Raw genomic sequence first — 22,752 nt, forward strand, 5'->3', positions numbered from 1 at the left:
GCGAGGGCGGCAAGCAGCTCGCCGCCTTCCTCGCGGAGCAGAAGTTCATCTAGGTGCCGCCTGTGGGGCCGGGGGTTTCGCCTGACCTGCCCCGGCCTGTTCGGCCCCGTCGTCCATCCCTCTCACCCTCGTTTGCGCAGGAGATTGAAGTCCCATGGCTGAAGTTCTCGTCTATGTCGATCACGTGGACGGTGCCGTCCGCAAGCCCACTCTGGAGCTGCTGACGCTGGCCCGCCGGATCGGTGACCCGGTCGCGGTCGCGCTGGGCAGTGGTGCGGCCGGTACCGCGGCGGTGCTCGCCGAGCACGGTGCGGTCCGGGTCCTTGCCGCCGAGGCGCCGGAGTTCGCCGAGTATCTGGTCGTGCCGAAGGTCGACGCGCTGCAGGCCGCGTTCGATGCGGTGTCCCCGGCGGCGGTGCTGGTTCCGTCCTCCGCGGAGGGCAAGGAGATCGCGGCCCGGCTCGCGGTGCGGATCGGGTCCGGGATCATCACGGACGCCGTCGATCTGGAGGCCGGTGAGCTGGGTCCGGTCGCCACCCAGTCCGCGTTCGCCGCGTCGTTCACGACCAGGTCGCGTGTCTCGCGGGGTACTCCGGTCATCACGGTCAAGCCGAACTCGGCCCCGGTCGAGCCGGCCCCGGCCGCGGGTGCGGTCGAGACCCTGCCGGTCACGTTCTCCGCGCAGGCGACCGGCACGAAGGTGCTGTCCCGGACCCCGCGCGAGTCGACCGGGCGTCCGGAGCTGACCGAGGCCGCGATCGTGGTCTCCGGCGGCCGTGGGGTCAACGGTGCGGAGAACTTCCACATCATCGAGGCGCTCGCCGACTCCCTCGGCGCGGCCGTGGGTGCCTCGCGAGCCGCGGTCGACGCCGGCTGGTACCCGCACTCCAGCCAGGTCGGCCAGACCGGCAAGTCCGTCTCCCCGCAGCTCTACATCGCCTCCGGGATCTCCGGCGCGATCCAGCACCGGGCCGGCATGCAGACCTCCAAGACCATCGTCGCGATCAACAAGGACGCCGAGGCCCCGATCTTCGACCTCGTCGACTACGGCATCGTCGGCGACCTCTTCCAGGTCGTCCCCCAGCTCACCGAAGAGGTCAACTCCCGCAAGGGCTGATCTGCCGGGGGCTGTACCCCTTCTTGATGGTCCGGGGCCGCGTGGTGTTCTCACCGCGCGGCCCCGGACCATTTCTGATCACCATTGACGCAGGTCCGGTGGCCTTATAGCTTCACTATACGGATTGTTGATTCCGAGAAGCGGAAATAGCGACACTGTGGAGGGTGTGGACATGGGTCAGCAGGAGAAGGTGGCAACGAGTCTCGCCGGTGCCGTCAGCGAGGAGATCAGTGCCTCTCTCGCCGCGGTGGACGCCGAGCTCGCCCGCCGCTACCCGGGAGACCCCGGCACCCGCCAGCCCGTCCACACGGTCTACGTCCCCGGCGGCACCTTCACCGCAGACACCATCCGCTCCTGGGGCGACCAAGCGCTCCGCGCCCTCGACGAACATGCCCCCGACGCGGCCTCGTTCGCCGCAGTCCTCGGCATCCCGGAGGAGCTCGCCGCGCCCGTCCATGACCGGGTCCGCGCCAAGCTGGAGCGCGAGCCCGTCGAAGACCTGCGCATCGACTTCGAGGACGGCTACGGCCCCCGCCCCGACGCGGAGGAGGACGAGGCTGCCGCCCGTGCCGCGCGGCTGGTCTCGGAGGCGTACCGGAACGGCACGGCCGCCCCGTACATGGGCATCCGGATGAAGTGCATGGAGGCCGCCGTACGCGACCGGGGCATCCGCACCACGGACATCTTCCTCACCGGTCTGATGCGGGCGGGCGGGCTCCCCGAGGGCCTGGTGCTCACCCTTCCCAAGGTGACGTACCCCGAACAGGTCACCGCCTTCGTCCGGCTCCTCGACGCCTTCGAGCAGGCCCATGGCCTGCCGTCGGGCCGACTCGGCTTCGAGATCCAGATCGAGACCAGCCAGTCCATCCTCGCCGCCGACGGCACCGCCGCCGTGGCCCGCATGATCGATGCCGCCGGGGGCCGCGCGACCGGCCTGCACTACGGCACCTTCGACTACAGCGCCTGCGTCGGCGTCAGCGCTGCCTACCAGGCCAGTGACCATCCGGCCGCCGACCACGCCAAGGCGGTCATGCAGGTGGCCGCCGCGGGTACTGGTGTACGTGTCTGCGACGGCTCGACCAACGTCCTCCCGGTCGGCCCCACCCACCAGGTCCACGAGGCGTGGCGGCTCCACTACGGGCTCACCCGCCGTGCGCTGGCCCGCGCCTACTACCAGGGCTGGGACATGCACCCCGGCCACCTGCCGACCCGTTACGCGGCCGTCTACACCTTCTATCGCGAAGGCCTGGAACAGGCAGCCGCCCGGCTCGCCGCGTACGTCGCCAAGGCCGACGGCGACGTCATGGACGAGCCCGCCACCGCCAAGGCCCTCAGTGGATACCTGCTGCGCGGCATCGACTGCGGCGCACTCGACACCGCCGAGGTCTCCCGCCTGACGGGGCTGACACGGGCGGACCTCGACGCGTTCGCCTCGCCCCGGCGCGCAGGGCTGACGGTGACGGCGCCGTAGTTCGCGGGCCCCGGCCCGTACCGTCAGCCCCGCAGGAAGGTCTCGACGGTCCCGCTGAAGCGGACGGGATCGTCGAGCCACGGGAAGTGGCCTGCGCCCGGCTGGACGGTCAGTTCGGCGTTGGCGAACAACCCTGCGACGGTGGCCGCGACGCGAGGAAGCGGACCGCTGTCCAGCTCGCCCGCGAGGACCAGGACCCGGGCGTCCAGCGCGGCAACGGCGTCGCGGGCCGCGGCAGGGGCGAAGGCATCGGGGGACGCGTAGATGTCCGCGGCCTCGTCGTTGCCGCAGGGAGGACCGGGGGGCGGGAGCCGAAAACGTGCCGTCTTCGACGACTCCGTACTGGGTGACGCTGCGGCGTTGGTCGCCGAGCCGGCGCTCGGAGGGCTCAGCAGGGGCTATCGTGCACCAGGCCGTAAGACCCGGCTCTCCGGTCCCTCAGGCCGCCAGCGCGTGGTTCATGCGACCAGTGATGCGGCCCGCGAGGGCGAGCGGCGCGACCGAGCAGAGGGCACCGCCCAGCAGTGCCGACCACCACAGGACCGCCGGACCGAGAGCCGTATAGACAGTGACGCCCAGGGTCAGAGCCGCGAACCGGGAGACCCCCCAGGTCCACTGGAACGCCCCCTGGTAGCGGCCCCGTGCGTGGGCCGGGGCGAGGTTGGCGACGATCGCGGAGGCGATCCCGGACACGCACGCCTCGCCCACGGACCAGACCACCACCGACAGCGTGTAACCCGCGATGCTGTCCGCGACACCCGTGAGCGCCACACCCCCGGCGATCAGAACGCTGCCGGCGGCGTGCACCGGAATCTGCGGCAGCCGGGCGAGGCGAGCTGTGGCGAACGGCTGCAGGACCACCACCAGCACCGCGTTGACCGCCGCCATGGCCCCGTAGACCGCGGGGGAAAGCCCACTGTCGTGGACGGCCAGCGGCAGGGCGACCTCGGTCAGTGAATAGACGAAGAGCTGCACCCCGAACAGCGGGAGCAGTGCGAGCAGCAGCCGGTCGCGGAGGACGACGCCGTATCCGACGCCGTCGCGCGCCTCGGCCCGGTCCTTCGGCGTTCGCGTCTCGGTCACCCGGGTGGCGACGACGACGGCGTACAGCAGCATGGTCCCGGCGTCGACCGCGAAGAGCAGCCAGTAGCCGTGCGCGGCGAGGAAACCACCGAGGACGCCTGCCGCCGCCGTACCGATGTTGATGCCCCAGCCGAACAGGGCGTACGCCCGCCGTCGGCGCTCCGCGTCCACGGAGTCGGCCATCAGCGCGTACACCGCAGGGCTGATCATCGCGCCTGTCGCACTGAGCAGCAGCGCGGCGCCGGTCATTGTCAGCATGCCCGGTGCGAGGAAGAGCGCACCCTGCGCCGCGGAGGCGCCGAGGAGACCGATGAGCATCGTCGGGCGGCGGCCGATCCGGTCGGCGAGCAGACCGCCGATGGCGGGGCCGAGCAGGTTGCCCGCGCCCAGGGCGCCGAGGACGTACGAGGTCTGGGTGCCGGTGACGCCGCGTGCGGCGAGGAAGAACACCAGGAACGGAGTGACCAGGTAGCCGAGCCGGTTGATGATCGTGCCGGCGAAGAGGGTCCAGACCGTGGGCGGAAGGCCGCGAAAGGGGGAGAGCATGCGAGGAGCGTGCAGCCCGACCGTGGCGCCGGACCATTGATTAAGGTGGGACCGAATCCAACGGGCGACCGGCCCGGAGGGACCCGGACGGCGGGGGCACATGGAGTCGGAACTGAGCTTCTCCACTGCAGACTTGGCGCAGACCCGCTTCGCCATCTCCCCGATGTGGGAGGTCGTCACCAGCTTCCGGCTGCTGCGCGCCGAGAGCGAACCGCCGCTGCACCGGCGCTGGGCCGCGCAGGTACGGCCCCGGCTGGCGGAAGCGGGGCTCGACCGTGGGTGGCTCGCCGAGCTCATTCCCGCCGGCGGATATCTCGCGGACTTCCTCAACCCGACACCGCCCACCCCGTTCCCGGAATTCGCGGCCGAACTGGAGGCGATCCGGCAGACCCCGCCCGAGCGGGTACGGACCGATCTCGACAAGCTGGGCGCCGAGCGGGACTTCGGGCGGTCCATGCGGCTTGGACTGCTCCGCGAGGCACCGGAACCGGCGCTGGAGAAGGTCGCCGCCGAGATCGAGACCTACTGGGAGCTGGCGCTCGCGCCGTACTGGGCCCGGATCCGCCAGCTGCTCGAAGCCGATGTGTTCCGCCGGGCGCGGCAGGTTGCCGAGCTCGGGGTCGCGCAGGTCCTCAACGAACTGCACGACTCGGTGCGGTGGGACGAGAGCAGCCTGCGCCTGGTACGCCGCCACTGCGCCCTGACCCGCGCCGACTCGGGCGCGGGGATGCTGCTGGTGCCCTCCGTGTTCGCCTGGCCGCGGGTGCTCACCCGCTCGGTGGCTCCGGACCCGCCGCAACTCGCCTATCCGGCACGGGGTATTGGAACCATCTGGGAGCCGCGCAGCACCGCAGCCGCCGATGCCGTCGCCGCTGTCCTGGGCCGCTCCCGCACCCTGCTTCTGACCGAGCTCGACACCCCCGCGTCGACCACCGCGCTCGCCCGGCGTTCCGGACTGTCCGCGGCCGGCGTCTCCCAGCACCTGACGGCCCTGCGCGACGCGGGCCTGGTGACTGCCCACCGCGCCGGCCGCTCGGTCCTTTACGCACGGACGTCGGTAGCGGACGCGCTGCTGACGCCCGCCGGAACCTGATCGAGCCGGCCCGTCGACGCCCCGCTCAGGCGGGCGGCAGTTCGCCCGAGCCGCGGGCGATGAGGGACGTCGGCAGCTCCACCCGCGCCGGGGCGTCGTCGGCGCCGTCCAGTCGGCGGAACAGGTGCTCGGCCGCCGTTCGTCCCACGGCCGCGGCGTCCTGGGAGATGACCGTGATGCCCAGCAGGTCGGCCAGTTCGATGTCATCGAAGCCGACCAGGGCAACCGGACGCTCCCGCTCCGCCAGCACGCGCACCGCGGTGACCGTCACCCGGTTGTTGCCCGCGAAGAGTGCGGTGACCGGTTCGGGGCCCGAGAGCATCGCGTCGGCGGCCGCCCTGACCCGCGCCGGGTCGGTGGAGCCGAGGGAGACCCAGGAGTCCTCGACGGTGATCCCGGCGTCCGACATTGCGGCGTGATAACCGCGCAGACGCTCGGTGGCCGTGTGGATACGCGGCTGGTCACCGATGAAGCCGATCCTGCGGTGTCCGTGCGCGATCAGATGGGCGACACCCTGCCGGGCGCCGCCGAAACTGTCGGAAAGGACGATGTCGGCGTCGATCCGGCCCGCCGGGCGGTCCACGAAGACGGTGGCGATCCCCGCCTTTATCTCCGGCTCCAGGTAGCGATGGTCGTCACCGGCCGGAATCACGATCAGCCCGTCCACCCGGCGGGCGCAGAGCGCGAGCACGAGCTCCTGCTCGCGCTCCGGGTCCTCGGCGCTCGACCCGTTGATGAGCAGGGCGCCGTGGGCGCGGGCGACTTCCTCGACGGCGCGGCTCAGGGGCCCGTAGAACGGGTCGGCGAGATCCTCCAGTACCAGGCCGATGGAGGCGGTACGGCCCTTGCGGAGCACGCGCGCGCTGTCGTTGCGGCGGAAGCCGAGCGCATCGATCGCCTCCTGGACCCGGCGCTCGGTGTCCGGCGTGACCCCCGGTTCGCTGTTGACCACGCGGGAGACCGTCTTGAGGCCCACTCCGGCCCGGGCGGCGACATCCTTCATGGTCGGCCGGTTGCCGTAGCGGGGCTCGGAGTGACGGGCGGTCTCTGCCACGATGCGCTGTCCTGTCGTCGGGTGCGGGCTGTCCGTCCGGTCGCAGGCGGGTGCTGCGGAGGTGCCGGAGGCTGTGTCGTCGAGCATAGGCCCTGGACAACGTTGTCAACTGAATAGAGACTATGCAGACTATTCACTGAAGCCGCAGGTCCCCGCCTCCTCACTCATCCGGAGCCCACACCGATGCATTCCGACCTCGTCGCCGCGCTCGACATCGGCGGCACCAAGATTGCCGGCGCTCTGGTGGACGGCAGCGGCACGCTTCTTGTGCGGGCGCAGCGGCCGACGCCCGCCCGGGAGAGCGGCGAGATGGTGATGGGCGCGGTGACGGACGTGCTGGCCGAGCTGACCGCCTCGCCGCTGTGGGGCCGTGCGACCGCCGTCGGCATCGGCAGCGCAGGTCCGGTGGACGCCTCGGCGGGGACGGTCAGCCCCGTCAACGTTCCCGGTTGGCGCGACTTCCCGCTGGTGGAGCGGGTGCGGAGGGTCGCCGGCGGGCTCCCCGTGGAACTGGTCGGTGACGGGGTCGCGATGACCGCGGCTGAGCACTGGCTCGGTGCGGCCCGCGGTTACGACAACGCGCTGTGCCTGGTCGTGTCGACAGGGGTCGGCGGCGGTCTCGTTCTCGGAGGCAAGCTGCACCCGGGGCCCACCGGCAACGCCGGTCACATCGGCCATATCAGTGTGGATCTGGACGGCGACCCGTGTCCGTGCGGTTCGCGTGGCTGTGTGGAACGGATTGCCAGCGGGCCGAACATCGCCCGCCGCGCCCTGCAGGGCGGCTGGCAGCCCGGCCCGGACGGCGACGCCACGGCCGCCGCCGTGGCCGCCGCCGCGCGGGCCGGACATCCGGTGGCGGTCGCCTCCTTCGAGCGCGCCGCGCAGGCGCTGGCCGCCGGAATCGCCGCCACCGCCACGCTGGTCGAGATCGACATCGCCGTCATCGGTGGGGGAGTGGCTGGTGCGGGCGACGTCCTCTTTGCTCCGCTGCGCCGCGCCCTGCGCAGCTACGCGACACTCTCGTTCGTCCAACAGCTCACGGTGGCACCCGCGGTGATGGGTACGGATGCGGGTCTGGTGGGTGCCGCGGCCGCCGCCTCGGCGGTCAGGCCGGGCGGGGCGGCAGCCGCGGCCGTGCTGAGCGGCTGAACAGGGTCCGGCTGCCGGACGGTGGGCGGCGCCCCGTCCCGTCCGGCGAGCGGTGGTCCGGAAGCCAGGCGTGCCCGGTGGCCGAGCCCCTGCCCGGAACCGGTTCCGGGCAGGGGCTCCAGGCCCGTACTCGGTGCGCACCCGGCCCTCTACCGGGCAGGCACTACTCCTACCGGGCCGGGCGCCCGGACCGGACTCAGCACCCGATCCGCAGGTCCGCCCAGTCGGCGTGGTCGTAGTTGATCCCGTCCCCGCCGTCGGTGACCACCAGACGTACCACCTGCGCGCCGCTCACATCCGCGGTGATCGGCTGCGCGGCCATCGCGTTGGTCAGGACCCCGGTCGACGCCACCTTTGTGCCGTCCGCCCAGATCTCGAACGCCACCGTGCCATGGGCACCCGCCTCGTCGTCGACTCCGACCTGGGCGGTCACGGCGCTGCACGCACTGCCCGCGTAGAACTCGACGGCGCTGTCCGCGTGTGCCCCGAGTCCCTTGGTGAAGACGGTGCCGCCGATGGTCAGCGGATTGCCGTCACCGGCCTCGCTCTCACCGTTGCTCGTGTCCTTCTCGACCGGACCCCAGCCGTTGGACGCGGAGAGCTGCGGCAGATCGCTCAGATAGCTGCTGCCCGCCGGGGGCGCCACCACCACATGCGCCCGGAACGGCACCGAGGTCTGCACGCGCGTCCCGGTCGGTGACCAGTACTCGGCGCTGAGCTTCAGATCGTACGTACCGGTGGCTGTGCCCGCGGGAGGCGTCACCTGCCAGCGTGTGGTCAGCGCACCGCCGGTGGGCACGACGCCGGTGCCGGTCGGCGACAGGGCCTTGATCTGCCAGCCCGACGGGCCGGTGAGCGCCGCGGAGACGCTCTTGGCGGGCGTACGGCCCAGATCGGTGACCGTCGTCGTCAGCGACGCGTTGCGACCGGACTCCACCAACGGGCTGCCGTTCAGGCCGAGTTCCACGGCCGGAGGGTAGGCGGCCCACTTGCTGCCGGCGGCTATGCGCAGCAGTACCGTGCCGTGCGCCGGGACGGTCGCGGAGATGCCGCCCGCCGTGTTGTACGTCGTGTGCTGCCACAGGTCACGCATCGTGTACGCGTCAGCCTCCGGCAGACCCGCCTCCTTCGCGGTCGTCGAGATGCGCTGCGCGGACCCGGTCTCGTTGAAGAGCGCCACGACCCGGCTGCCGTCCTTCATCTCCTTGGCGACGACCCAGCGCCCGCCATTGGAGGAGACCACGGCGCCCTGCTTTCCCAGCGGGTCCTGATCGACCGCGATGACCTCGTGATTCGAGAGGATCTCCAAGGTCTCCGGAGTCGCCTTGCGCAGATCGGAGCCGATGAGTAGCGGCGCCGCCATCACGGACCACATGGAGAAGTGAGTGCGGTACTCGGTGTCCGTCATTCCGCCATTGCCGACTTCGAGCATGTCGGGGTCGTTCCAGTGCCCCGGTCCCGCGGCGGCGGCGAGCGGCAGGTTCTGCTTCATGAGCGACAGCATGCTGCCCCAGCTGTCGCTGATGTCGTACGTCGTGCGCCAGAGATGGCCGACGTCGGCGGCCCACTCCCAGGGCTTGTTCTCGCCCCATTCGCAGATGCTGTAGACAATGGGACGGCCGGTGGCCTTCAGCGCGTCGCGCATCGTCGTATAGCGCTTCTTCGCGTCGACGCCCTGGTTGTTGCAGTTGTCGTACTTGAGATAGTCGACGCCCCAGTCCGCGAACTGCTGCGCATCGCTGTACTCATGGCCGAGTGCCCCCGGCATTGTGCCTTCGCACGTACGCGTGCCCGCGCTGGTGTAGATGCCGAGCCTGAGACCCTTGGAGTGCACGTAGTCCGCGACGGCCTTGATGCCGTTCGGGAAACGCACCGGGTCCGCCTCCAGCTTGCCGTCCGCGTTGCGCTGCGGCTTCGCCCAGCAGTCGTCGAGGTTGACGTACTGGTAGCCGGCGTCCTTGAGGCCCTTCTCGACGAAGATGTCGGCGATTCCCTTGACCATCGCCTCGTTGAACTCGGGGCGGCAGTGGGTCGAGTTCCAGTTGTTGAATCCCATCGGCGGGGTGAGTGCGAGCCCGTTGTCGGACTCAGGGCTGACTGCTGCGGCAGCCGCCGTTGTCGGTGAGTCCGCGACCGCGGGAGCGGTTGCGCCCGCTGCACAGAGCAGACCGGCGGCCAGCGCTCCGATGACTGTCCTGCCGCTTGCTCGGGTCGTACGGGTTGGAAGGTGACGCATCGTAACGCTCCTCCACAGTCGTGTCAGATTGGATGACATCATGTGCACGCCAGGTGCGCGCGATTATGTTAGGGGATGTTGGAGTCTGTTGGAAGAGGTGCAGTAAAGGTTGACTGGCATCTCGTCAAAACCCTTGACCACAGCCTGGCTTGGGAGTGAGATCCAATCGCACGTTCGGCTGTGTTGGGTTCCATCCCGGAGGAGGGGGTCATGGGGCGCTCGTCGTACGACAGGTCAAGCATGCCCGATAGTGTGGCAGGACATCGGATGTCTCGGCGAAATCTGCTGCGTGGTGCGGCGGTTGGCGCGGGCGCGATCACGCTTCCCTCGCTGCTCACGGCATGCAGCAGTGGTCCAGGTGGTGACGGCAAGACGATCCACATGGGGTCGAATTCGTCCGACCCCATTCCCAAGAAGGCTTTCGCCGAGGCGTTCAAAGCGTACGAGGCGCAGTCCGCAGGGCGGAAGATCGAGGTCAACACCGTTGACCACAACACCTTCCAGGAGAACATCAATAAATACCTGCAGGGCAATCCGGACGACGTGTTCATGTGGTTCGCCGGATACCGGATGCAGTTCTTCGCCAAGAAGGGACTGCTGTACGACATCAGCGACAACTGGCAGCACTACGAAGGGTTCTCGTCCGCCCTGAAGGCCCAGTCCACCGGCGAGGACGGCAAGCAGTACCTCACGCCGTACTACTACTACCCGTGGGCCGTCTTCCACCGGAAGAGTCTCTTCACCGACCGTGGCTACCAGGCGCCCAAGACCCTCGACGAGTACGTGGCGCTCGCCAAGCAGATGAAGAAGGACAAACTCGACCCCATCGCGTTCTGCGACAAGGACGGCTGGCCCGCGATGGGCACCTTCGACTACATCAACATGCGGACCAACGGCTACGACTTCCACAAGAGCTTGATGGCCGGCGAGGAAGCCTGGACGGACAAGCGCGTCAAGGACGTCTTCGACACCTGGCGCCGGCTCCTTCCGTACTGCCAGCAGGGCGCCAACGGCCGCACCTGGCAGGAGGCCGCGACCAGCCTGCAGAAGAAGGAAGCCGGCATGGCGGTCTTCGGGCTGCCGCACCCCGGTGCCCAGTTCCCCAAGGGCGAACAGGAGGACATCGACTTCTTCCCGTTCCCGGTCATCAACCCGGAGCACGGCCAGGACGCCGTCGAGGCACCGATCGATGGGTTCCTGCTGGCGAAGAAGTCGAAGAACCTCAAGAACAAGAAGACGCTGGAGAGCGCCAAGGACCTCGTGAAGTGGCTGGCCACCGGCAAGGCCGAGGACATCTACCTCAAGAGCGACCCCAACAACATCGCGGTCAACGACCAGGCGGACACCTCCCAGTACTCGGCGCTGCAGAAGAAGGCCGTGGAGCTCGTCTCCGGTGCCAAGCAGATCTCCCAGTTCCTGGACCGCGACACCCGGCCGGACTTCGCCTCGACCGTCATGATTCCGGCCATCCAGAAGTTCATCAGCAACCCGAACGATGTGGACGGTCTCGTCAACGACATCGAGCGGCAGAAGAAGACCATCTTCGCCTCCGACTGAATCTGGGGTACCGACCGTGTCGTTCCTCTCGGAGCGGCGCACCGAACGGCGGGGCCCGCGGCGATTCTCCGGCCGCGACCTCGCCGTCATCGGTCTGCTGCTCGGCATACCCGTCCTGCTCGACATCGCCATTGTGTGGGGCCCGACCCTTGCCTCGATCGTGCTCTCCTTCACCAGCTGGGACGGCATCGGCGACATCAAGTGGGTCGGTACGCAGAATTACGAGAACCTCTTCACCAATTACCCGCAGTTCTGGCCCGCCGCCCGGCACAACCTGCTCTGGCTGGCCTTCCTCGGGCTCGTCGCCGCGCCGTTCGGGCTGTTCCTCGCCGTACTCATCGACCGCGGCGTGCGGTTCAGCCGCTTCTACCAGTCGACGCTGTACATGCCGGTCGTGCTGTCGCTCGCCGTGGTCGGCTTCATCGCGCAGCTGATCTTCTCCCGCGACCAGGGGGCTCTCAACGCGATCATCGGGAACACCGCGTCGCCGACCGACTGGCTCGGCGACCCGGACCTCAACATCTGGATGGTCCTGCTTGCCGCGGCGTGGCGGCACACCGGCTATGTGATGATCCTCTACCTTGCCGGGCTCAAGGCCGTCGATCCCTCGCTGAAGGAGGCGGCCGCCATCGACGGGGCGAACGAGGCCCAGACCTTCTTCCGCATCGTCTTCCCCACGCTGCGGCCGGTCAACGTCATCGTCGGCGTCATCACCGTCATCGAGTCCCTGCGCGCCTTCGACATCGTGTACGCCGTCAACCACGGCCGCAACGGACTCGAACTGCTCTCGGTGCTCGTCACCGACAACATCATCGGTGAGGCGAGCCGGGTCGGCTTCGGATCCGCCATCGCCGTGGTCCTGCTCACCGTTTCCCTCGGATTCGTCGTGACGTACCTGGTCCAGGAGCTCCGAGGGGAGAAGAGCCGATGACCGTCGACACCGCCCACGCCCGCCCCGCCGCACAGCCCGCACCCCCGCCACCCGCTGCGGTGCGCCGCGGTCTCCGCCCGGGCCGGCTCGGCGTGCACGCCTTCCTGATGGCGGTCTCGCTCGCCTTCCTCGCGCCGCTGCTGCTGGCGGTGTACGCCTCCCTGCGGCCGTACGACGAGACCTCCCGGTACGGCTACTTCTCGCTGCCGAGGCATCTGTCGTTCGACTACTACCGGCAGGCGTTCGCCGACTCCGGGATGACGAAGCACTTCGTCAACACCATGATCATCGCTGTCCCGGGAGTGCTCGTCACCCTCTTCCTCGCCTCGTTCGTGGCCTTCGCCCTGGCCCGGCTGAAGATGCGCGGCGGGATCGTGCTGCTGATGCTCTTCACGGCCGGGAACCTGCTGCCCCAGCAGGTGATCGTGACCCCGCTGTACGTGGTGTTCAACCGCATCCCGCTGCCGTACTGGATGTCCGACTCGATGACGATGTACGACTCGTACTGGGCTGTCGTCGTCGTTCAGATCGGCTTCCAGCTCGGGTTCTGCGTCTTCGTTCTCGCCAACTTCATGCGCACCCTGCCGCAGGAGATCCTGGAAGCCGCCGTCGTCGACGGCGCGGGCATCTGGACACAGTACTGGCGGATCACACTGCCGCTGTGCCGCCCGGCCCTCGCCGCGCTCGGCACGCTTCAATTCACCTGGATGTACAACGACTTCCTCTGGGCCCTGGTCTTCGTTTCCGACGGCGACAAGCTGCCCATCACCTCCGCCCTCAACAACCTGCGCGGGCAGTTCTTCACGGACTACAACCTCCTCGCCGCGGGCTCGGTGATCGTCGCCCTGCCGACGCTTGTGGTCTTCCTGCTGCTGCAGCGGCACTTCATCGCGGGGCTCACGCTGGGATCGAGCAAGGGATAGGCCCGACCCGGACAGACATGCTTGAGGGCGGGCTGCGCGACGGTGGTGAGAGCGGCGCCGCCGTGAGGTGTGGGCAGTGTCAGTGGTGGCTGCGATGCTGCCTGCATGGACGAAATCATGCGACGTCGGGTGTACGGCGCCGACCACGACGATCCTGATCCGGGCCCGCAGCCCGGGCATGCATATCGCGAGCTGGTCGGCGGCCCGCTCGACGGGCTGCTCCTCGACGTGACGGGCTGGTCGGAGGTGGCACTCGCCGACGGGGCCGCACTGATCACCGAGATCGGCATGCACGGTCCGGGTGGCAGGTCGGAGTACGGACCGCGGGCGGACGATTCACGGAAGTGGGACTGGCAGGGAGACACACGCTGAATCAGGTGGCTTCGTACTGGTGCGCTGCGGCGCCCTGCCATTCCACCAGGGCGGGAGTGTCAAGGGCCCGCTCCGGGTCCGCCATGCCGGCGTCGGCGAGAAACACAATGATGTCGTGGTCGCTGTGCGCCAGCCCGAGCCTTTCGTCGCGGCCGTTGATGTGCACGGTCACGAGCCTGGCGCCGGACGGTGTGGGGGCGTGAACGATGATCGGTGGAGTCGCCATGGTTCCAGGGTGGCGCGTGATGCCGGGCGGCGCGCATCTGGCTGGTCCGGACGTGTGGTGCCCGAGGACCGGGGGCACAGGCGGTCGACCGGTTGCCCCGCTGCTCGGCCGATGCTCTGGGCAGGCGGCGGGGGCCGTGGGGGTGTGGATATGCCTGCTGTCGTGCGGTCCGGCACGGGGAGTACGTCCGTGAGGGAACATACACACGCATTGAACGTGAGAGGCGGTTCCTGCTCGCAAGGCCGTCGAGCGCATCGTCGGCCACCCCGAGCGCTCCCTTCGAGGAGTGGCGCTCCACCACTACAGCATCCAGGTGGGAATCGGCCGCGGGCTGATTCGTACCTTCGTCGACGAGTGGATCGTCGACCTTGCCGACCTCACCGACCTCACCCACAGGCCCGCAAGATGGCGGGACTTGTGCAAGGAGGGCAGGCCGCGAAAGTCCGGCGGCTGCTCCCGCCGGAGCGTGTCTACCATCCGCCCGAGGCCATCGCGAGATTCCTGCACATCGAAACGGGAACAGGTCGCTGTCGGAATTTCTGCTGCGGTGAAGGGAGTTGAACCCGATGAACCCGAGGGGTGCCGAACCACCTACGACCCCGACCTCGACCTCGAACGAAGGATGACGACAGTGGCAGCCGAGCTCTCCGACGATCTGAAGAAGTACCTCGACGACTCGAAGGCCTTCGCCACCGTAGCCACCGTCCTGCCGGACGGGCGGCCGCACCTGACCGTTGTCTGGGTCACGCGCGACGGAGACGACCTGTTGTTCTCCACGACCGTGGACCGGCTGCAGGGGAAGAACGCTGCCCGCGACCCGCGCGTCACCCTGCTGATCAGCCCGCCAGAGAACCCGTACACCTATGCAGAGATCCGTGGTAACGCCACCGTCACGCCCGACAGCACCCACGAGCTGTTGAACGAACTGGCGCACAAATACACCGGTCAGGACTACGCAACGTTCAATCCGGCCTCGAAGAACGACGGTCAGCGGGTTGTCGTGCGGGTCTCCCCCGTCAAGGTCACCGGCAGGCTCTGACACGACGACCGGATTCCGGCCGTAGGTCGTGGCGGCGGGCGCGGAGCGGGGTCACTGGCCCCGGTCCGCACCCTGCTGCGGTACGACCACCAGGAACGCGTCCTCCTCCAGGTCCATCACGACCTCGGCCGCCACACCCTCGCCCCGGCGCGCAGCCGCGAACTCCTCCGCAGGCCAGCTGCCTCGCGGACCTCCCGCGGGAAACCGCTCCAGTACTGTGCGCTGCACCGTGCACCCCCTTGCCTCGTCGGCTCCAACGACGCCCCGCCGTCCTCGTTACGGCCGCTCGGGCGCCTGATTCGTACGGTGGGACGCCTGCCGACGGGCGTCCGGCACTTGCTTTCGTGCAACAACATCGCCACAGCCGGGTTTTGGCGGCAGGCTGTTGCGGGCAAGCCACAGAGGGCTACGGAAGAGGGGGAACCGTGATCGTCTGGATCAACGGTGCGTTCGGCGCGGGCAAGACGAGCGCCGCGCGCGAACTGATCGATCTGATCCCGAACAGCACTTTCTACGACCCCGAACTGATCGGCGGGGGACTGAGGTACCTGCTGCCCCAGAAGAGGCTTGCCGAGGTGACCGACTACCAGGACCTACCGATCTGGCGACGGTTGGTGGTGGACACGGCTGCCGCTCTGCTCGCCGAGGTGCCCGGGGTGCTCGTGGTGCCGATGACGCTGCTGCGACAGGAGTACCGCGACGAGATATTCGGAGGGCTCGCTTCCAGACGCATTCCGGTGCGTCATGTACTGCTCTCACCTGAGGAAACGATCCTGCGGCAGCGGATCGCCGACCGTGAGGAAGGACCGGACGACCCGGAAGCCGACGAGCGGGTACGGCAGTGGGCGTACGAACACATCGAGCCCTACCGGACCGCGCTCGGCTGGATCACCGCGGAAGCGCACACCATCGACACCAGCACGCTGACCCCGTACGAGACGGCCGAGCGCATCGCCGACGCGGTACGCACCGGGGCCGCCGGCGTGTGCGAGATCGTGCAGACGCCCGCGCCGACCGCGGAGACCCTCGCCGCCGGGGTGCTGCTCTTCGACGAACACGACCGGGTCCTGCTCGTCGACCCCACGTACAAGCCCGGCTGGGAGTTTCCCGGCGGGGTGGTGGAGCCCGGCGAGTCACCGGCACAGGCCGGGATACGGGAAGTGGCGGAGGAGATAGGGATTCAGCTCGACCGGATCCCCAGCTTGCTCGTCGTCGACTGGGAGCCGCCGAAACCGCCCGGGTACGGAGGGCTGAGGCTGCTCTTCGACGGCGGCCTGCTGCACTGCCGGGACGCCGAACGGCTGCTGCTGCCCGGATCTGAACTGCGCGGCTGGCGGTTCGTCACCGAGGCGGAGGCCGCAACGATGCTGCCGCCGAACCGGTATGAGCGGCTCCGCTGGGCGCTGCGGGCCCGCGAGCGGTCAATGGTGCTCAACCTGGAGGCCGGGGTCCCGGTCGGCTGACGCCCGCAGCACCGGCGTCGCGTGTTGGGTTCGTTCGGCGTTCTCTCGGCGTTGTTGTCGCTGGTCGTGATCGTCGTCGTTGCGGCGAACACGACCACCGCGGCACACCCGGCGCCGGCACTCCTGGCCTTCTTCGATGGCGGATGGTGATGCACCTCGTGGGCTATCGGCTTCAGGGGTTTGCAACTCGCGACCTTTCGTGATCGGGGGTCGCACTTCTTCGGTTGTTGAGGTCTTGTCGTCACCGTGCGTGTTCACCGGGGGCGTAGCGCCGCCAGGCTCCTCGGGCCTCTTCCGCGAGGTGGGCGGTGACGTCGCTGTGGTGGCCGAACACGATCGCGGTGAAGGCGTACTGGGAACTCGCCGTCGACCTGCCCGAGCTGAGGTCTGGACCAAGTGGTCTAGACCTCAACCCACAGCTCGGGTATACATTCTTCAATTCCGCTCGAACGGAGGTTGGAGTGCGCATCAACAGACATGCTGCTCGACTGGTGAGAGTGATAGCACTCGGGTTGTTCGTGCCCCTCCTGGCAGTGCCGTCAGCAAGTGCCGAACCTGTCCCCGTGAACACCGACGTCAACCCCCGGCCCACCGTGGTTCCCGCTCTTCAGCAGTGGGAGGGCGGAACGGGCTCGTTCGAGTTGCGCAAGCACAGCCGGATCGTGCTGGCCAAGAAGCAGGTCGACGAACTCGACGACCAGGGTGCGCAACTCTCTGCCGAGATCGAAGAGGTGACAGGGCACAAGCCGGCCGTGTCCCCCCGGATCCCGCAGGACGGCGACATTGTCCTGTCGATCGATCCCTCCCTCGCCGACGCGACGGGTGGCGCCCGGTTCGCCGAGGAGGGCTACACCCTCACGGCCACCGATCGCAACGTGACGATCGCCGCGCCGACCGCGAAGGGTGTCTACTACGGCACCCGCAGCCTCCTGCAGATCCTTCTGCTCGACGACGGCCGCGATTCGGTCCCCGTGGGCACGGCCGTGGACTGGCCCAACTACAAAGTCCGCGGGTTCATGCTGGACGTCGGGCGGCGGTTCTTCACCGCCGACTACATTCGCGACTACCTGCGGGTCATGGGCTGGTTCAAGCTCAACCAGCTGCAGCTGCACCTCAACGACAACGGTTTCAAGGGCGGCAAGCCCTGGAGCGAGGTCCAGGCCGGCTTCCGGCTCAAGACCGACAACCCCGAGCTGGCCGGGCTGGCTTCCCAGGACGGGGCCTATGACCGTGCCGACTGGGACTCCTTCGAGAACACCGCTGCCGCGAACGGCGTCACGATCATCCCCGAGATCGACGCGCCTGCCCACTCGCTGGCGTTCATCCGGTTCCGTCCGTCGCTCGGCCTCAACAACGGCCAGTCCGACCACCTCGATCTGTCCAAGCCGGAGACCACCGCGTTCATGAAGTCGGTGTTCGACGAGTTCGTGCCCTGGTTCCGCAGTCCGGACGTGCACTTCGGCGCCGACGAGTACACCGTGGACAAGCCCCGCTACAAGGTCTACTTCAACGAGATGGCCGCCCACATCCGCGCGCTCGGCAAGCAGCCGCGGGCCTGGGGCAGCCTGTCGGTCATGGCCGCCAACAGCGACGGTTACGACCGCGACGTGACCATGAACAGCTGGAACAACGGCTGGTACGGGCCGCAGGCGCTCAAGCGGGACGGCTACTCCTTCATCAACACCAATGACGCCTTGCTCTACATCGTCCCGTTCGCGGGCTACTACCACGGCCACGGGTTGGACGGTAAGTACCTCTACGACCAGTGGGAGCCACATGTCTTCCCCGACGGGCAGAGCGTGGCCCCCCGTGACCCGCAGCTGCTCGGAGCCATGTCGGCGGTATGGAACGACCTGACTGAGGCCAGCTACTCGGAGCTGGACGTGCACGGGCTGGTCGAGCCCACGTTCGGCACGCTGGCGCAGAAGATGTGGAGCGGGGCCAAGGCCGGCGTGCCGTACAGCGCCTTCCTCGACATGGTCCGCAAGCTCGGCGTGGGCACCGGACTGACGAAGGTCTCCACGACACTCGCCGCGTCGGCGGCGGGAGAGGTGAGCCTGGGCAAGGAGGCGACCGCCTCCGCCGGTGAGGCGGCCGCGGCCTTCGACGGGGTGCGCACCACCACATGGGCCAGTGGCCCGGGAGACGAGGCATGGCTGCGGGTCAACCTCGGCAAGCCGGTGGCGATCAGCAAGGTCGAGCTGGACTGGGCGTCCGCCCATGGGCGCGACTACGAGGTCCAAGTGTCACGGGACGGCGAGAGCTGGACCACCGTCGCGAGCCGTACCGGCCGCGAGGCCGCGGGAGTCGACACTCTGACGTTCGATCCGGTCACGGCACGGCATGTACGGCTCGTCGGCACGCAGGCGGGCAAGAAGCAGAACGGTTACGCCCTGTGGAGCATGCGTGTCTTCGAGGTGCCGGACCTGGCACTGCACCGGTCGACGACGGCGTCCTCGTCCGAAGTGGCGAGCCTGGGGCCGGAGAACGCCACCGACGGCGACGGCAGGACCCGATGGGCCAGTGACTACCGCGACGGTGAATGGATCCAGGTGGATCTTGGTTCCCCGCAGACCGTGCAGCGTGTCCTGCTCGACTGGGAGACGGCCTCGGGTCGTGACTACGACATTCAGGTCTCCGACGACGCCGCCAACTGGAAGACCGTGACCTCGGTTCGGGGCAAGCCGGCCGGCGCCCGCGTGGAGGAGCTCACCTTCGCTCCGGTGACCGCCCGGTACGTACGGATGCAGGGCATCAAGCGGACGACCGGCTGGGGCTATTCGCTGTGGCGCCTGGAGGTTCGGGCCATGAGCCCGGAGCCCGACCCCGCGTAGTCCGCCAGGGGGCACTGGCGCTATGACAACACGAGGGACCCGCGCCGGTCGTGGCGTCGCCCGCGCGACCGGCACGGATCTCCCGACGGTACAGCCTTGGTGAAGGACATGGATGCACCTCCCGCGTACGAGAGGTGCATCCCGCCCCGGAACAGGTGATGCGAGGTCAGGAGCGCTTGGACTCCGCGTAGTTCTGCAGGAACAGCGCCTCGGCGACCGACAGCCGCTCCAGTTCCTCGGGCGACACGCTCTCGTTCACCGCGTGGATCTGCGCCTCCGGCTCGCTCAGGCCGATCAGCAGGATCTCCGCCTCCGGGTAGAGCGCTGCGAGGGTGTTGCAGAGCGGGATCGAGCCGCCCATCCCGGACGTCTGCATCTTCTCACCGGGGTACGCGGCCTGCATGGCCTGTGCCATCGACGTGTACGCCGGGCTGGAGGTGTCCGCGCGGAACGCCTGACCCTGGCCGACCTGCTCCACCGAGACCCTCGCCCCCCACGGGGCGTGCGCCTTCAGATGGGCGGTCAGCAGTGCAGTCGCCTCGGCCGCGTCCTGGCCCGGCGGCACCCGCAGGCTGATCTGCGCCCGCGCGCTCGCCTGCAGCGACGGCGTCGCGCCGACCACCGGCGGGCAGTCGATCCCGATGACGGTGACGGCGGGCCGGGCCCAGATGCGGTCGGCGACGGTGCCCGTGCCGATCAGCGCCACACCGTCGAGGACCTTCGCGTCCTTGCGGAAATCGGACTCCGGGTACTGAAGCCCGTCCCACTCGGCGTCCGTGGTGAGCCCGTCGACGGTCGTGGTGCCGTCCTCGGCGCGCAGCGACGCCAGCAGCTGGATCATTGCGGCCAGCGCGTCGGGGGCGGCGCCGCCGAACTGCCCGGAGTGCAGGTTCCCTTCGAGGGTGTCGAGGGTGACCCGCAGCATCGTCATGCCGCGCAGTGTCGCGGTGACCGTCGGCAGACCGACCCGGAAGTTGCCGGTGTCGCCGATGACGATGGTGTCGGCTGCCAGCAGCTCGGGGTGTGCCTCGGCGTACCGCTCCAGACCTCCGGTGCCCTGCTCCTCCGAACCCTCGGCAATCACCTTGACGGAGACCGGGACGCCGCCGTTCGCCTTGAGAGCACGAAGGGCGAGGAGATGCATGATGAAGCCGCCCTTGCAGTCGGCCGCGCCGCGGCCGAACCAGCGGCCCTCGCGCTCCGTCAGCTCGAACGGCGGGGAGATCCAGGCCGACTCGTCGAGCGGCGGCTGCACGTCGTAGTGCGCGTAGAGCAGCACGGTCGGGGCGCCTGCCGGGCCGGGCAGGAAGCCGTAGACCGACTGGGTGCCGTCGGGGGTGTCGAGCAGGGCGACGTCCTGGAAGTCCTCGGCGCGCAGTGCGTCGGCGACCCAGGCTGCGGCCGCCTCGCACTCGCTCTTCGGGAACTGCGCAGGATCCGCCACCGACTGGAAGGCCACCAGCTCGGTCAGCTCCGCCTTGGCACGGGGCATCAGTGAGGCAATGGTCTCGGAAATCGGATGGGCGGTCATGGGCACGCTCCTCGTGGGTGCGACGTTATGTGTACGAATCCGTCTGCATGAACGCCGTGTGTGCGGCGCTGCGTGCAGGGCGAACGTACGGTCGATCCTCCCACAGCGGGGACCGGTCGCACGGCGCCGTAGGATGCCGTGAGCAGTTTGGGCCACTGGTCGGGATCGGGAGCAGAAGCACATCGTGAGCAGCGAGAACGCAGACGCCGGACGTGAGCTTGAAGAGTCGTCCGTGTGGGATGTCGTCGTAGTCGGCGCCGGACCGGCCGGAGCCGCCGCGGCATATGCCGCGGCGGTCGCCGGGCGGCGGGTGTTGCTGCTGGAGAAGGCGGAACTGCCCCGCTACAAGACCTGTGGCGGCGGCATCATCGGGTACTCCCGTGATGCGCTGCCGCCCGGATTCGAACTGCCCTTGCAGGACAGGATCCATGCGGTGACATTCTCCCTCAACGGCAGGCTGGCGCGGACCCGCCGCTCCAAGCGGATGCTCTTCGGGCTCATCAACCGGCCCGAGTTCGACGCGGGTCTGGTCGAGGAGGCGCAGAAGGCGGGCGCCGAACTCCGCACCGGAGCGTCGGTGAGCCGGGTCGAGCAGCACGGCGCCTCGGTGCCGGACCGGCGCACGGTCGCCGTGGTGCTCGCCGGAGGCGAGACCGTCCTGGCCCGCGCGGTCGTCGGCGCCGACGGCAGCGCGGGACGCATAGGTGCCCATGTCGGGGTCAAGCTCGACCAGGTGGACCTGGGCCTGGAGTCGGAGATTCCGGTCCCCGCCACCGTCGCGGAGGACTGGGCCGGGCGGGTGCTGATCGACTGGGGTCCGATGCCCGGCAGTTACGGGTGGGTCTTCCCGAAGGGCGACACCCTGACCGTTGGTGTGATCTCGACGCGTGGTGACGGCGCAGGGACCAAGCGGTATCTGGAGGACTTCATCGCCCGGCTCGGTCTCGCCGGTTTCGAGCCGAAGATCTCCTCCGGCCATCTCACCCGCTGCCGCAGCGACGACTCCCCGCTGTCGCGCGGGCGGGTGCTCGTCTGCGGCGACGCGGCGGGACTGCTGGAGCCGTGGACCCGCGAAGGCATCTCGTTCGCACTGCGCTCCGGGCGGCTCGCCGGTGAGTGGGCGGTCCGGATCGCGGAATCGCACGACGCGGTGGACGCCCGCCGCCAGGCGCTCAACTACGCCTTCGCCATCAAGGCCGGGCTGGGTGTCGAGATGGGTGTCGGTCGGCGCATGCTGAAGCTGTTCGAGCGCCGCCCGGGAATTCTGCACGCAGTGCTGACCGGATTCCGCCCTGCCTGGAAGGCGTTCGCCGGGGTCACCCGCGGGACGACCTCGCTGGCCGAGCTGGTCCGTACCCACCCGCTGGCGCAGCGGGCCCTGTCGGCGATGGACCGTTAAGCCGTGCCCCGGCGCTCACCCTGCCGGCCGGACCAGGACGCCGGTGGGCCGTAGTCCGGGCCGATGGGCGGTGGCGGCCCCGTCGTAGCGGGTGGTTCTGGCCTCGCCGTCCCATGGGTCGGTTGATGCGTCGATGGACAGTGCTGCGCCCGCCGGGGGCGAACCCGTCGAGCCCCGGCGGCCGGCACAGGCCCGGCCGTGACGCCTGCGGCGGGGGAACTGTTTGGAGCCGTCGCCCCTGCCCGGCAGGGGCACAGGCAGTGCTGTGCCGGTCCGGGTCAGGATGTGATCGTGATCCGGAAGACGGGGTGGTCGGGGGCGATGCGGCGCAGCTCCTCGACGGACGAATCCGGGCCGACGCCACCGAAGAAGACCCCTACCTCCGCCTTCCAGCGCTTGAGGTAGGCGCGGAGCAGTTCCGGCTTCTCGTCGTCGGCCATCTCGGCGGCGGTGAAGACGTCGGTCTTCTTGCCGAGGTGGAGCTCACCGCCGCCGGCAGCCCGCATGTTGTGCGTCCACTGGACATGGCCACGCGGCGCGACGAGATACTGCTGCCCGTCCACGGTCAGGAGGTTGACCGGGGTGCGGCGCCACTCGCCGCTCTTGCGGCCGCGGACGGCCAGGACTCTCGATCCCCAGACGCTGATGCCGCGCCGGGTGATCCAGGCCACGATGCGGTTGAAGACGTTGACCGTGAACCAGCCGGGCTTCTGAACATGCACGGACAT

General features: G+C 69.1%; 20 protein-coding genes. 12 read left to right on the forward strand and 8 right to left on the reverse strand.

Features of this window, described 5'->3' with window-relative positions; translation table 11 throughout:
- Positions 1–154 precede the first annotated feature (154 nt).
- Positions 155–1,117 carry an electron transfer flavoprotein subunit alpha/FixB family protein gene (locus ACIBB8_RS33720; protein WP_398958656.1) on the forward strand — a complete coding sequence of 321 codons (963 nt, stop codon included), beginning with the start codon at positions 155–157 and terminating at the stop codon, positions 1,115–1,117.
- 172 nt (positions 1,118–1,289) lie between these two features.
- A complete protein-coding gene (locus tag ACIBB8_RS33725; protein ID WP_398958658.1) occupies positions 1,290–2,588 on the forward strand; it encodes a DUF6986 family protein in 1,299 nt (432 codons plus the stop codon).
- A 23-nt stretch (positions 2,589–2,611) separates the two neighbouring features.
- On the opposite strand, the gene ACIBB8_RS33730 is transcribed toward ACIBB8_RS33725, so the two are convergent.
- Both ACIBB8_RS33730 and ACIBB8_RS33735 read right to left on the reverse strand, forming a co-directional pair.
- Positions 2,612–2,983, reverse strand: coding sequence for an alpha/beta fold hydrolase (locus ACIBB8_RS33730; protein ID WP_398958705.1), 372 nt, complete (start codon positions 2,981–2,983; stop codon positions 2,612–2,614).
- A gap of 43 nt (positions 2,984–3,026) precedes the next feature.
- Positions 3,027–4,217 (reverse strand): MFS transporter, encoded by a 1,191-nt coding sequence (locus ACIBB8_RS33735; protein WP_398958660.1) that lies wholly within the window; start codon positions 4,215–4,217, stop codon positions 3,027–3,029.
- Positions 4,218–4,317: 100 nt separating this feature from the next.
- Here ACIBB8_RS33735 and ACIBB8_RS33740 point away from each other — a divergent pair, with 100 nt between their 5' ends.
- Entirely contained in the window at positions 4,318–5,310 is a 993-nt protein-coding gene (locus ACIBB8_RS33740) for a DUF5937 family protein (protein ID WP_398958662.1), read from the forward strand.
- Positions 5,311–5,335: 25 nt separating this feature from the next.
- Here ACIBB8_RS33740 and ACIBB8_RS33745 read toward each other — a convergent pair whose 3' ends face one another.
- Positions 5,336–6,364, reverse strand: a complete 1,029-nt coding sequence (locus tag ACIBB8_RS33745) for a LacI family DNA-binding transcriptional regulator (RefSeq protein ID WP_398958664.1) — start codon at positions 6,362–6,364, stop codon at positions 5,336–5,338.
- A 183-nt stretch (positions 6,365–6,547) separates the two neighbouring features.
- On the opposite strand from ACIBB8_RS33745, the gene ACIBB8_RS33750 reads away from it, so the two are divergent.
- Positions 6,548–7,513, forward strand: a complete 966-nt coding sequence (locus ACIBB8_RS33750) for an ROK family protein (RefSeq protein WP_398958666.1) — start codon at positions 6,548–6,550, stop codon at positions 7,511–7,513.
- 196 nt (positions 7,514–7,709) lie between these two features.
- On the opposite strand, the gene ACIBB8_RS33755 is transcribed toward ACIBB8_RS33750, so the two are convergent.
- A complete protein-coding gene (locus tag ACIBB8_RS33755) occupies positions 7,710–9,749 on the reverse strand; it encodes an NPCBM/NEW2 domain-containing protein (RefSeq protein ID WP_398958668.1) in 2,040 nt (679 codons plus the stop codon).
- A 267-nt stretch (positions 9,750–10,016) separates the two neighbouring features.
- On the opposite strand from ACIBB8_RS33755, the gene ACIBB8_RS33760 reads away from it, so the two are divergent.
- From ACIBB8_RS33760 to ACIBB8_RS33775, 4 genes are all read left to right on the forward strand, one after another.
- Positions 10,017–11,306 carry an ABC transporter substrate-binding protein gene (locus ACIBB8_RS33760; protein WP_398958670.1) on the forward strand — a complete coding sequence of 430 codons (1,290 nt, stop codon included), beginning with the start codon at positions 10,017–10,019 and terminating at the stop codon, positions 11,304–11,306.
- Positions 11,307–11,322: 16 nt separating this feature from the next.
- Positions 11,323–12,237, forward strand: coding sequence for a carbohydrate ABC transporter permease (locus tag ACIBB8_RS33765; RefSeq protein ID WP_398958672.1), 915 nt, complete (start codon positions 11,323–11,325; stop codon positions 12,235–12,237).
- Positions 12,234–13,160, forward strand: coding sequence for a carbohydrate ABC transporter permease (locus ACIBB8_RS33770; RefSeq protein ID WP_398958674.1), 927 nt, complete (start codon positions 12,234–12,236; stop codon positions 13,158–13,160). The genes ACIBB8_RS33765 and ACIBB8_RS33770 overlap by 4 nt, the downstream gene beginning before the upstream one ends.
- A gap of 105 nt (positions 13,161–13,265) precedes the next feature.
- Positions 13,266–13,532: a hypothetical protein gene (locus tag ACIBB8_RS33775; RefSeq protein WP_398958676.1), complete on the forward strand. Its 267-nt coding sequence runs from the start codon at positions 13,266–13,268 to the stop codon at positions 13,530–13,532.
- 1 nt (position 13,533) lies between these two features.
- Here ACIBB8_RS33775 and ACIBB8_RS33780 read toward each other — a convergent pair whose 3' ends face one another.
- Positions 13,534–13,758 carry a hypothetical protein gene (locus ACIBB8_RS33780; RefSeq protein ID WP_037696060.1) on the reverse strand — a complete coding sequence of 75 codons (225 nt, stop codon included), beginning with the start codon at positions 13,756–13,758 and terminating at the stop codon, positions 13,534–13,536.
- A 622-nt stretch (positions 13,759–14,380) separates the two neighbouring features.
- On the opposite strand from ACIBB8_RS33780, the gene ACIBB8_RS33785 reads away from it, so the two are divergent.
- Positions 14,381–14,797: a PPOX class F420-dependent oxidoreductase gene (locus ACIBB8_RS33785; protein WP_398958708.1), complete on the forward strand. Its 417-nt coding sequence runs from the start codon at positions 14,381–14,383 to the stop codon at positions 14,795–14,797.
- Positions 14,798–14,848: 51 nt separating this feature from the next.
- Here ACIBB8_RS33785 and ACIBB8_RS33790 read toward each other — a convergent pair whose 3' ends face one another.
- Entirely contained in the window at positions 14,849–15,025 is a 177-nt protein-coding gene (locus tag ACIBB8_RS33790) for a hypothetical protein (protein ID WP_393309199.1), read from the reverse strand.
- Positions 15,026–15,222: 197 nt separating this feature from the next.
- Between ACIBB8_RS33790 and ACIBB8_RS33795 the strand changes: the two genes are divergently transcribed.
- Positions 15,223–16,260 (forward strand): NUDIX domain-containing protein, encoded by a 1,038-nt coding sequence (locus ACIBB8_RS33795; RefSeq protein ID WP_398958679.1) that lies wholly within the window; start codon positions 15,223–15,225, stop codon positions 16,258–16,260.
- Positions 16,261–16,823: 563 nt separating this feature from the next.
- Positions 16,824–19,094 carry a discoidin domain-containing protein gene (locus ACIBB8_RS33800; RefSeq protein WP_398958681.1) on the forward strand — a complete coding sequence of 757 codons (2,271 nt, stop codon included), beginning with the start codon at positions 16,824–16,826 and terminating at the stop codon, positions 19,092–19,094.
- Positions 19,095–19,260: 166 nt separating this feature from the next.
- On the opposite strand, the gene ACIBB8_RS33805 is transcribed toward ACIBB8_RS33800, so the two are convergent.
- Complete coding sequence (locus tag ACIBB8_RS33805; protein ID WP_398958683.1) at positions 19,261–20,625, reverse strand: dipeptidase; 1,365 nt, start codon at positions 20,623–20,625, stop codon at positions 19,261–19,263.
- 184 nt (positions 20,626–20,809) lie between these two features.
- Here ACIBB8_RS33805 and ACIBB8_RS33810 point away from each other — a divergent pair, with 184 nt between their 5' ends.
- Entirely contained in the window at positions 20,810–22,024 is a 1,215-nt protein-coding gene (locus ACIBB8_RS33810) for a geranylgeranyl reductase family protein (protein WP_398958685.1), read from the forward strand.
- Positions 22,025–22,302: 278 nt separating this feature from the next.
- On the opposite strand, the gene ACIBB8_RS33815 is transcribed toward ACIBB8_RS33810, so the two are convergent.
- Positions 22,303–22,752, reverse strand: coding sequence for a nitroreductase family deazaflavin-dependent oxidoreductase (locus tag ACIBB8_RS33815; RefSeq protein WP_398958687.1), 450 nt, complete (start codon positions 22,750–22,752; stop codon positions 22,303–22,305).

The sequence above is a fragment of the Streptomyces sp. NPDC051286 genome (assembly GCF_044455345.1).
Taxonomy (GTDB): domain Bacteria; phylum Actinomycetota; class Actinomycetes; order Streptomycetales; family Streptomycetaceae; genus Streptomyces.

Bases quoted from the DNA above. Each gene is read 5' to 3' on its own strand.
- ACIBB8_RS33720 (WP_398958656.1), top strand. From the start codon at position 155: ATGGCTGAAGTTCTCGTCTATGTCGATCACGTGGACGGTGCCGTCCGC.
- ACIBB8_RS33725 (WP_398958658.1), top strand. From the start codon at position 1,290: ATGGGTCAGCAGGAGAAGGTGGCAACGAGTCTCGCCGGTGCCGTCAGC.
- ACIBB8_RS33735 (WP_398958660.1), bottom strand. From the start codon at position 4,217: ATGCTCTCCCCCTTTCGCGGCCTTCCGCCCACGGTCTGGACCCTCTTC.
- ACIBB8_RS33740 (WP_398958662.1), top strand. From the start codon at position 4,318: ATGGAGTCGGAACTGAGCTTCTCCACTGCAGACTTGGCGCAGACCCGC.
- ACIBB8_RS33750 (WP_398958666.1), top strand. From the start codon at position 6,548: ATGCATTCCGACCTCGTCGCCGCGCTCGACATCGGCGGCACCAAGATT.
- ACIBB8_RS33755 (WP_398958668.1), bottom strand. From the start codon at position 9,749: ATGCGTCACCTTCCAACCCGTACGACCCGAGCAAGCGGCAGGACAGTC.
- ACIBB8_RS33760 (WP_398958670.1), top strand. From the start codon at position 10,017: ATGTCTCGGCGAAATCTGCTGCGTGGTGCGGCGGTTGGCGCGGGCGCG.
- ACIBB8_RS33770 (WP_398958674.1), top strand. From the start codon at position 12,234: ATGACCGTCGACACCGCCCACGCCCGCCCCGCCGCACAGCCCGCACCC.
- ACIBB8_RS33775 (WP_398958676.1), top strand. From the start codon at position 13,266: ATGGACGAAATCATGCGACGTCGGGTGTACGGCGCCGACCACGACGAT.
- ACIBB8_RS33780 (WP_037696060.1), bottom strand. From the start codon at position 13,758: ATGGCGACTCCACCGATCATCGTTCACGCCCCCACACCGTCCGGCGCC.
- ACIBB8_RS33785 (WP_398958708.1), top strand. From the start codon at position 14,381: ATGACGACAGTGGCAGCCGAGCTCTCCGACGATCTGAAGAAGTACCTC.
- ACIBB8_RS33805 (WP_398958683.1), bottom strand. From the start codon at position 20,625: ATGACCGCCCATCCGATTTCCGAGACCATTGCCTCACTGATGCCCCGT.
- ACIBB8_RS33815 (WP_398958687.1), bottom strand. From the start codon at position 22,752: ATGTCCGTGCATGTTCAGAAGCCCGGCTGGTTCACGGTCAACGTCTTC.